We start from the raw sequence: 9,141 nt of genomic DNA, 5'->3' as shown, positions 1-9,141 counted from the left end.
TCGCCCGCGCCCGGCACCGCCATGACCGGGCCGGGTTCATGGGCACCGTCGACGCCGCCGGTGACAACGCCCTAGAATCCCCCTTCGCACTCGCGCAGAAGAACGTCCTCGACCGTCATCCGGCCACCCGGGAACCTCCGCACGGCGATCACCACCCGGATCGAGCGAATCGGCCACCGGTGCCGTCCACAGCGCCGGCTGAACCGTTTGACCCTCATCGACACCGTCCGACCGCACCGACTTCGAGACGATCGCGAAGCGCCACCGCCCCAGGGCGGCATGAAACCCAGCTGTCACCGGTCCGTGCGTCGGTCCCGGCCGTTCGCGCCCGGCACTCGACGCCCGGCCCTGGTGACATGGATCAGGAGGCAGCGATGCAAGCCACGTTCCCCTTCACCACACCACACCACCTCGACAACGAGCCCGAAGCCGAGGCTCTGCTCGCACAGGCTCCGGCCGTCCTCGCGACGATGGGTACGGCGGACGTCTGGCTCGCCCTCTCCTACAAGGCGGTGCGCCAGGTTCTGAGCGACAGCCGGTTCAGCCGGGAGGCGGCCACACTTCCGGGCAGCTCGCTGAAATTGTCCGTCGCCGCCGACCCGCTGCTGGTCTCCAGCCTGGACGGCGAGCGCCACGCCCGCCTGCGCAAGCTGATGTCGCAGGCGTTCAGCCCACGCATGGTCGATCGGCTCGAGCCACGCGTGCAGTCCATCGTGGACTCCTTGCTCGACGACCTCGATCCCACCGCGGACCTTGTGGCAGGTCTGTGCGCTCCACTGCCGTTGATGGTCATCTGCGAGCTGCTCGGCGTGCCCTACTCCGAGGCGGAGGCCATCCGCAGGTGGACCAGACGGCTGTTCGTCACGGACATCACTCCGGAGGAACTGCGGGCCGCGCAGGGCGAGATGCAGGACTGGCTCGCCGATCTGGTGCGTCGGAAGCGGGCGCGTCCGGACAACGGGTTGATCTCCGCGATGGTCGCCGCCAACGACGAGGGCGACCACCTCACCGAACCCGAGCTGCTGGCCAACCTCGAGGGTCTGCTGATCGCCGGCCACGAGACGACCGTCAACCAGCTGGGCAACTCGTTGCTGACCCTCCTGCGCCACCCGGACCAGCTCGCGCTGCTGCGGTCGTCACCGGACCTCATCGGACCGGCGGTCGACGAACTACTGCGCTACAGCAGGCTCTTCACCTCGGCCGAGGTCCGGGTCACGACCGAGCCCGTCGCACTGGACGGCGTCGAACTGGGGGCGGGCGAAGCGGTGCTGCCGGTCATCGTCGCGGCCAACCGCGACCCCGGTGTGTACCCGGACCCCGGCCGCTTCGACATCACGCGCGAGGGACCGGCAGCGCACCTCGCCTTCGGGCACGGGCCGCACTTCTGCCTCGGCGCGATACTGGCCCGCCGGGAGATGCGGGTGGCGATCGGGTCCGTGGTGAAACGGTATCCGGGACTCCGCCTCGCCGTCGACGAGTCCGAACTCACCTACGTGCCGGAACTGGTCTTCCGCGGCCTGCAGGCGTTGCCGGTCACCTGGTGATCCCTGGTCTCCGACACCGGCTCCGTTCCGGCTTCGGAACGATGCTCGGGCTGCCCTGGTCGCCGTCCAGTGGATGACCTCGGCGGAACGCACCGAGGTTCGCCTGACTGCCACGGCGCCTTCACCTCGCATCACCTTCGGTGCCGTCCGACAACGCCGGTTGCCGGACCGCACCGCGGACGCGGTCGGGCGTAGCCGAGCATGGAACACCGGACGTACGTGAGCGGACGGGCCCCCGGCACCCGGGGCTCCTCACACTCCTGAGGAGCCCCGGGGCCGTCATGGGCGGTGTCAGTACGAGCCGGTGCACGCCAGCAGCACGGTCCCGTTGCGGAAGCCACAGGCCGAGGACGTGAGGCCCGCGTCGTTCACCATCACAGTGTGCTGGTCGCTGCCCGACGAGACCTGGCGCTCGTAGTACGCGCCGGCGGAATTGCTCACGGTGATCCAGTCCCCCACGCTGGCGCCGGTGATCTTCCCCCAGGCGGCGCGGCACGACGGGCTGTAGCGCAGTTGGATGGTACGTCCCCCACCGGACGCCTGCTTGGCCGTGATGGCGTCGCCGGCACAGGTCGTCCCGTTGGGCTCCTTACCGGTACACGAGGAGCCGTAGCAGGTCGCACTGGGTGCCGCGTGGGCGGTCGGCGCGGTGAGAGCCATCGTCCCGCACAGCAGCGCGGCGGAAGAAAGCCCTACCATGAGTCGTTTGCTCAACGTTCCCCCTGGAAGCCGGAGGCCTGCCTGGCGCAGTTCCTCGGTCGTCCAAAGACGCTAGTGGGTGCCGCATGCGGAGCCCAGCGCTTGTCCAGGACACAGAGGGCGCCCCCTTCAGGCGCTCCGTCGCTGTTCAGGCAGAGGACCCCAGCCGTTACCGCGTCTGTGGAAGCGCGACGCCCCTCTCATGCCCTGCCTCAACCGGCCATGTGTTCCCACCGACTCCCCGTAACGGAACATAGCGATAATCTTGGCCGAAATGGCACACCTCGGCCATGGCGCAGTGCTGGAGGTGGCTTCGGCCGCTCGACCAAGAGGAACCCGACGACGCCCGTCGCAGTGGTTGCCGACGTCGCGGGCATGCCGAGGGCCGCCCGCCGCACACCGCCGGCCTGACCGGCATCGACACCCCGGTCGACACCTCGCACGTGTTACGGGAGGGCGCCGGCGACGACCGGTTCCCGCCCTCCGAGCAGCTCGTCCGGACGGTCCGCGAAGGGCACCTCGGCGCGAGCGCGGGCGCGGGCTCCACAGTTACGTCGCCCCGGATCCCGTAGCGGCCGCCCGCGCGCCGTCGCGGTGGTCAGTCCCGGCGGCCGGGCGAGGCCGGACGCAGCTCGCCCGGGGTCCGCCCGTACCGCTCGCGGAAGACGCGGGTGAAGTGCGACTGGCTGGCGAAGCCCCACACATGGGCGATGTCGGCCACCGTCAGCCGCGCCGAGCCGGGGTCGGTGAGCTGCTCGTGGGCCCGCGTCAGGCGGCTCTCGAGGATGTGGCGGGAGGGGCTGAGCCCGGCCTGCCGGAAGACGCGGCTCAACTGCCGGGCGGAGAGGCCCACCGCGTCGGCGACGTACTCCGCGCACAGCCGGGGGTCGGACAGGTGCCGGTCGATGTACTCCTTGGCGAGCAGCAGCCGGGCGTCCTGGTCGTCCCCGGGGCGCCCGCCGCCCACCCGGGACGCCGCGAGCGAGCGCACCAGGCCCAGCACGGTGCCCTCGGTGCCCGCCACGTCGCCGGGCTCCCGCCGGGCGAACCAGCCGGAAAGCACGGACTCCAGGGCTCGCACCGCCGGGGCGTCGGCCGACGACCGCAGCCCGAAGACCAGCGGCACCGGAAGCTCGGCGGACAGGCAGCGCTCGGCGAAGACCTCCCGGGGGATGTCCACCAGGAGCTGGCGCATGGTGGTGGGGAAACCGAGCAGGTAGGAGCGGCGGGTGTCGTACAGCACCAGGTCGCCCGCGCCGAGGCTGAGGCAGCCTCCGCTGTGGAAGAACACCGCCTGCCCCGAGACGAGCAGGGTCGCGAAGACGGAGTCCTTGGGCGTCTCCCGGCACAGCCGCGCGTTGCGCTCGATGACGTGCTCGTTCCCGGCGATGTCGGCCAGGCGCAGACTGCCGAGGCCGACGTTGGTCTGGGTGGCCAGCAGTCCGTCGTCGGAGTACGGGGAACAGGTCAGGCCGACCAGGGCCTGCCGGTTGTAGTCCTCCCACAGGTCGACGCGGTCCGCCTGGTCGACCGACCGTGTCGACACTCGGGAGAACGCGGTGGCGGTGTGTCCGGTCAACTCGGCCTCCTTGCCGATGTGAGCCAGTGTCCTGCGCGCCGCGGAGGAGCGCGTCTTCGAAGCCGGCCCCGCCGGGCCGGATGCGCCGGGCGGGTCACACCGGAGCGGCTCCGCCGGGATCGTCCCCGGCCGGAGTGCCCGCGCACGCTGTGCCCGTCAGCGAAGGGTACTCGGCGACGCGGCTCCGATCACGACCCGACGGCTCACCCCCGTCCGACGACCCGCCGCGGAGAACCGGGGCGGGCCGTCGGACGGGGGCGACAGGGCGGAGCGGATGGGGGATGTACCGGGTGGGGCGAGTGGGGGTGAGCCGCGCGGGCCGTCGGGCGGGTGCGGAGCGGGCCCGGACCGGCCGGAGGGCGGGTCTCAGACCGCCGAGTAGCCGCCGTCGACGGGGATCACCGCTCCGTTGACGTAGGCCGCCGCCGGGCCGCACAGGAACGCGATGACCGAGGCGACCTCCCGGGGCAGCCCGAGGCGCCCCATCGGAACGCGCGTGAGCACGGCACCGGCCGCCGCCGGGTCGTCGAGCACGCCGCGCGCCAGCGGGGTGACGACGAAGCCCGGCGCCACCGCGTTCACCCGGATGCCGTCGGACGCGTACTCGGCCGCCAGGGAGCGGGTGAGCTGGGAGACACCGCCTTTGCTGGCACTGTAGGCGGGCCGGTCCCGGCTGCCGAACAGCGCGAACATGGACGAGACGGTCACGACGGAGCCGCCCCGGCGGGCCAGCAGCGGCCGGGCCGCCTCGCACGCCGTCATCGCCGCGCCCAGGTTGACCGCCAGCACGCGGTCCCAGGTCCCGGGCTCGTACTCGGCGCGGTCCGCGCTCATGCCCGCGCAGACCACCAAGTGGTCCAGGGTGCCGGTCTCCGCGATGCGGCGGGCCAGCCCTTCCCGGTCGGTCACGTCCTGTTCGACGACGTGCACCCGCTCGTGCCGGGGCGGTGCGCCGCCGGGCGCCGGCGGCAGGCCCAGGGCGTACACCCGCGCGCCCAGCTCCGCGAGCAGCTCGGCGGTGGCGGCCCCGATGCCCGAGGTGCCGCCGGTGACCAGCGCGGTGCGGCCCGCGAAGGCGTCGGGGCCGGGGAAGCATGGAGCTGTGCCGGGCACGGGCCCGGGGAGGGACGCGGTACCGGTCGGCGCGGTCCCCGGCGGTACGGGGCCGGACGGCGCGGGGCCGGACGGTGCGGCGGCGGGGGCGGTGCCCGCGGCGGGCGGTACGGGCCCGGTACCGGGCCCGGTCGGTGCGCCGGTGGTCATCGGTCGTCTCCTTCCCGTCCGGCGTGCGCCGGGGCCACCGGGTGTGCTCGGCTCGGTCCAGGTGCCGACGACCAAGCTCTCGCGTGCGCCGGGGCCGCCGGGGTGTGCTCCCCCGAGGCCGGGGCCGAGGGCGACACCAGGATCTTGATCTGGTCGCCGCCGTCCAGCAGTGACGAGAACCCCTCGCGCACCACGTCGTCGAGGGCGATGACCGACGTCACCACGGGGCTGAGGTCCAGGCCCTCCGTCCCGACGAGCCGGATCAGCTCCGGATAGGTGTCCCGGTAGCCGACACTGGCCACGATCGAGTGCTCGTTGTCCACCAGCGCGGAGGAGTCGAAGCCGACGCGGCGCCCCAGCCCCACCAGTACCGTCCGCCCGCCGCGGCGGGTCGCCGCCAGGCAGGTGTCCAGCGCCGCCTGGGAGCCGACCACCTCGAAGGCCACGTCGGCGCCCTCACCCCCGCAGGCGGCACGCACCCGGAGCCCCGCGTCCTCCTCCCGGGCGTCCATCACCTCGGTCGCCCCGAGGCGCGCCGCGAGGCCGAGCCGGACCGGGTTGACGTCGGAGGCGACGATCCGCCGGACTCCCCGCCGCGCGGCGAGCAGCACGGTCAGCAGCCCGACCGGGCCCAGGCCCACGACGGCCACACTGTCGGCGTCCCCGCCGCGCCGCAGCGCGTGCAGCGCGACCGAGGCCGGTTCGAAGAGGGCCGCCTGCTCCAGCGGCACCTCGTCGGGCAGCCGGTGTGCCATGTACGAGGGAACCGTGGCGTACTCGGCCAGCCCACCGTGGCCCATCAGCCCGGCGAAGCCGAAGTGGCGGCAGATGTTGTACTCGCCCGCCCGGCAGCGCGGGCAGGCGCCGCAGCGGTAGTGCGGTTCGACCGCGACGCGGTCACCCGCCGCCAGGCCCCGCACGGCCGAGCCGACGGCGGTGACCGTGCCGCAGAACTCGTGCCCCAGGACGAGGGGGGCGCGGGCGCCCGAAGCCGGGTGGGCCTTGCCGACCGGCACCGAGTGCGGGCCGTCGGTGTACTCGTGCAGGTCGCTGCCGCAGATCCCGCAGTACGCCACCGACAGCAGCACCTCGTCCGGGCCCGGCGGGGTCACCTCCCGCTCGGTGACGCGTACATCGCGCGCTCCATACCAGACCGCGGCCTTCATAGCGCACTCTCCGAGGTGGAAACCGGTGTGGCGTCGTGTACCGGCCCGGCGGGGAGGCACCTGCGGCGCAGCACCGCGGGGGCGGTCTCCCGCAGCCCCAGCGCGAGCAGGACCACGGCGACGGCGCCACCGGAGGAGATGAACATCGCCGCGTCCAGACCCCATGCGTCCGAGGCCAGCCCGGCGACCAGGGGGCCGATGAACCCGCCCGCCAGCTCGCCGACGCCCATGACCAGGCCGAGGGCGACGGTCAGCGTCCGGCGCGGCACGGTCTCGGCGGGAATGGTCGCCATGATCAGCGTGAAGCAGCCCAGACCGGTGTAGGTGAGCACCACGACGACGCCGAGCAGCACCGGGTTGTCGACGTACACCACGGCCAGCGGGCACAGCGCCGCCACGACGGTGAAGGCGATGAGCGCGCCCCGTCGGCCGATCCGGTCGGAGACCGCCGGGGTCAGGAAGCCCCACAGCACCCAGGCCACGCCGAAGCAGGTCATGACGTGGCTCATCGTGCCGGAGGAGAAGCCCTTCTCGTCCTCCAGGTAGGTGGGCGTGAAGGTGATGACGACCGTGAACCAGGTCAGGTAGAAGCAGGCCGCCAGGGTGCACAGCACGATGTTGCGGTGCGCCAGCGCCTCCCGCAGCACCTCGCGCAGCGGCGGTGCCGCCTCCTGCCGCGCGGTGGCGTCCGCCGGGCCGGCCGCCGTGCCGCTCGCCGTGCCGACGGCGGTGTCGCCGGCCGTGCCGGACGTGTCCGCGCTCGTGGCGTCCGATACGCCGGGGAGCACCGGTACGGGCGGGCGCTCGCGCACGGACCGCGCGATCCACACGGCGATCAGCAGCCCGGGGACGATGGTCACCAGGAACGCCGTCCGCCAGTTGTGGTGCTCGGCGATCCAGACCACGACCAGCGGGGCGACGATGCCGCCCAGCAACCCCGCCGACGACCCCTGGAGCAGGCCCATGTTCAGGCCGCGCCGGTGTTCCCGCGAAGCCTCCACCATCAGCGACTGCGCCAGCGGGAGGACCGCGCCCTCCGCCAGGCCCATCAGCGCCCTGGCGATCAGCAGACCGGCGAAGCCGGTCATCAGTCCGCCCGCCGCGGAGAAGCAGGAGAACAGCACGACGGCGGCGATCAGGACCGGGCGGCGGCCGTACCGGTCCGCCAGCCTGCCGCAGACCAGCCCCGACAGTGCCCACGTGAGCGCCAGCACACCGGACAGGACGCCCAGGGCCGTGTGCGAGAGGTGGAAGTCGTCGGAGATGAACGGGGCGAGGAAGGTCAGCGCCTGGCGGTCGAAGAAGACGAAGCCGAAGGCCGCGAAGAGGACGAGCAGCAGACGGTGCTCGTAACGGCGGGCCTCGGCGTCCCCGGGTGCCGCCGGCCGGTCCGGCGCCGCGGCGCCGGGCCGAGGAGGGGTTCTGGTCATGGCGACCTCATGTCGGGTTCTGGACGCTGCCGGTCAGCGGAACAGGGAGTCGACATAGGCGGCGCCGATGCCGACCTCGTCGTAGTGGCGGCGGCACATCTCGATGTAGTCGTGCACGTCGAAGAAGCCGGTGGGCTCGCCGTTCTCGTCCAGCCAGATGAGCGGGCCCTTGACGATGAAGAGCGCCTTCATCGGCTGCTCGCTCTCGTACGCGACCAGGGTGTGGCCCTCGCCCGGAGCCTCGTACACGAAGTCGCCGGCGCCGGCCGTCCAGGGGCGCTCCAGGTAGCCCCACTTGCCGGAGATGGTGTACGCGAACACCTCGTGCGGGTGGTAGTGGCGGTTGACCAGACCCGCCTCCTTGGCCCGCAGGATGTCGGACCACGTGTTGTCCTTCACGTTGATCCACAGCGGGCGGGAGCTGACGGTTTCGGTGAAGGGCGCGTAGTAGCGGTCGTCGTCGGTGGCGACGTCGGAGAGGTAGACCTCCGGCAGCGCGTCCGGCTTGAACGAGTTCTCGATCGGCTTGAGGTTCTTCCAGAACTCGTTCTTCGGCTGCTCCGGCATGGAACGGACTCCCTTGGCTCGTTCATCGGGTGGTTGGCTGGAAGTCAATCCCGCGACGCATGCCCTGTCTGTCCCGTACGGGACACCTTCCTTTGCCTGTTCCGGACGCCCGCACTGTCCGAAAACCGTTGACCGCCCGCCGCGGGGAGCCCCCATGCGTCAAGCGCACGCATCGCGGAGGTCTGCCGCTCCACCACGTCCGCGAGGGCCGGGGCCACCCGGCGCGGCGGCGACGTCCTGGTGCGCGGCGACCGCGCGGCGGCGGTAGCCGTCCGAGGCGGTCTTCCGAGTGCGCGCCGGACCGGAAGGCGCGGTCGCGGGTTCCGGGCCGGGGTCGGCGAGCTCGCGCGTGGGCACCGTGCCAGGCGCGAGGTGCAGGGCGGGTCTGTTCCAGACGCGTCTTCGTCACCCGGGCCGCCGACTCCGGGCACACGGTGGGCCGTCCGGTGTCGGCGTCGTAGCCGACCACAGCGAGGTGCCCGGCCGGCTCCGGGGCGATGGCCGCCCACCGCTCGCGCGGCGAGGCGCCGACGGCCGGGAGTTCCAGGCCCGCTCGGTGACCAGCGCGCCGATCGCGGCCCCCGGCCCATCGGCTCGCACCCATCCCGGTGCACCGTGCGGACGGGCCGCGGCTTCGGCTACGCCTTCTGCCCGCCGCCGTTCGGCCGGGGCAGGCTCTCGATGCCCTGGGGCAGGACATCCCGCCGTGTACGCACTGCCGGCCGGACGCCGGGATCGGCCTGCTCGACTGACGGGGGTGGGGCACCACCCGGCCCGCCGGCTGTCCCGAAGGCTCGTAGCAGCGATACAGGGGAGGCGGGAGCGAGATGTCTTCTCAGACGGACCGTCGGCGTGCGCTGCGGACGCGGACGACCGCCTGCGCAAGCGCCTCG

Annotated in this window: 8 protein-coding genes; 2 read left to right on the top strand and 6 right to left on the bottom strand. The window is 72.8% G+C overall.

What is annotated here, in order from left to right:
- Positions 1-374 precede the first annotated feature (374 nt).
- Complete coding sequence (locus ACZ4W9_RS27120) at positions 375-1,544, top strand: cytochrome P450 family protein (protein WP_467940174.1); 1,170 nt, start codon at positions 375-377, stop codon at positions 1,542-1,544.
- 291 nt (positions 1,545-1,835) lie between these two features.
- Here ACZ4W9_RS27120 and ACZ4W9_RS27115 read toward each other — a convergent pair whose 3' ends face one another.
- The 6 genes from ACZ4W9_RS27115 to ACZ4W9_RS27090 form a co-directional block, all read right to left on the bottom strand.
- Positions 1,836-2,243 (bottom strand): DUF2690 domain-containing protein, encoded by a 408-nt coding sequence (locus ACZ4W9_RS27115; protein ID WP_467940172.1) that lies wholly within the window; start codon positions 2,241-2,243, stop codon positions 1,836-1,838.
- A gap of 598 nt (positions 2,244-2,841) precedes the next feature.
- Positions 2,842-3,822 (bottom strand): helix-turn-helix domain-containing protein, encoded by a 981-nt coding sequence (locus ACZ4W9_RS27110; protein ID WP_467940170.1) that lies wholly within the window; start codon positions 3,820-3,822, stop codon positions 2,842-2,844.
- 366 nt (positions 3,823-4,188) lie between these two features.
- Positions 4,189-5,085, bottom strand: coding sequence for an SDR family NAD(P)-dependent oxidoreductase (locus ACZ4W9_RS27105; protein ID WP_467940168.1), 897 nt, complete (start codon positions 5,083-5,085; stop codon positions 4,189-4,191).
- Positions 5,082-6,251 carry a 2,3-butanediol dehydrogenase gene (locus ACZ4W9_RS27100; protein WP_467940166.1) on the bottom strand — a complete coding sequence of 390 codons (1,170 nt, stop codon included), beginning with the start codon at positions 6,249-6,251 and terminating at the stop codon, positions 5,082-5,084. The genes ACZ4W9_RS27105 and ACZ4W9_RS27100 overlap by 4 nt, the downstream gene beginning before the upstream one ends.
- The gene (locus tag ACZ4W9_RS27095; protein WP_467940164.1) at positions 6,248-7,681 is read right to left on the bottom strand and encodes an MFS transporter; all 1,434 of its coding nucleotides are present in this window, start codon (positions 7,679-7,681) and stop codon (positions 6,248-6,250) included. The genes ACZ4W9_RS27100 and ACZ4W9_RS27095 overlap by 4 nt, the downstream gene beginning before the upstream one ends.
- 33 nt (positions 7,682-7,714) lie before the next feature.
- Positions 7,715-8,248, bottom strand: a complete 534-nt coding sequence (locus tag ACZ4W9_RS27090) for a 2,4'-dihydroxyacetophenone dioxygenase family protein (RefSeq protein ID WP_467940162.1) — start codon at positions 8,246-8,248, stop codon at positions 7,715-7,717.
- Between the two features lie 608 nt (positions 8,249-8,856).
- Between ACZ4W9_RS27090 and ACZ4W9_RS27085 the strand changes: the two genes are divergently transcribed.
- The gene (locus ACZ4W9_RS27085) at positions 8,857-9,000 is read left to right on the top strand and encodes a DUF6233 domain-containing protein (RefSeq protein WP_467940160.1); all 144 of its coding nucleotides are present in this window, start codon (positions 8,857-8,859) and stop codon (positions 8,998-9,000) included.
- The last annotated feature ends 141 nt before the right edge of the window (positions 9,001-9,141 follow it).

The organism is Streptomyces sp. NPDC029296, from assembly GCF_055569255.1.
Note: the sequence above shows the minus strand (reverse complement) of the source record. Positions and strands in the feature narration are given on the sequence as shown.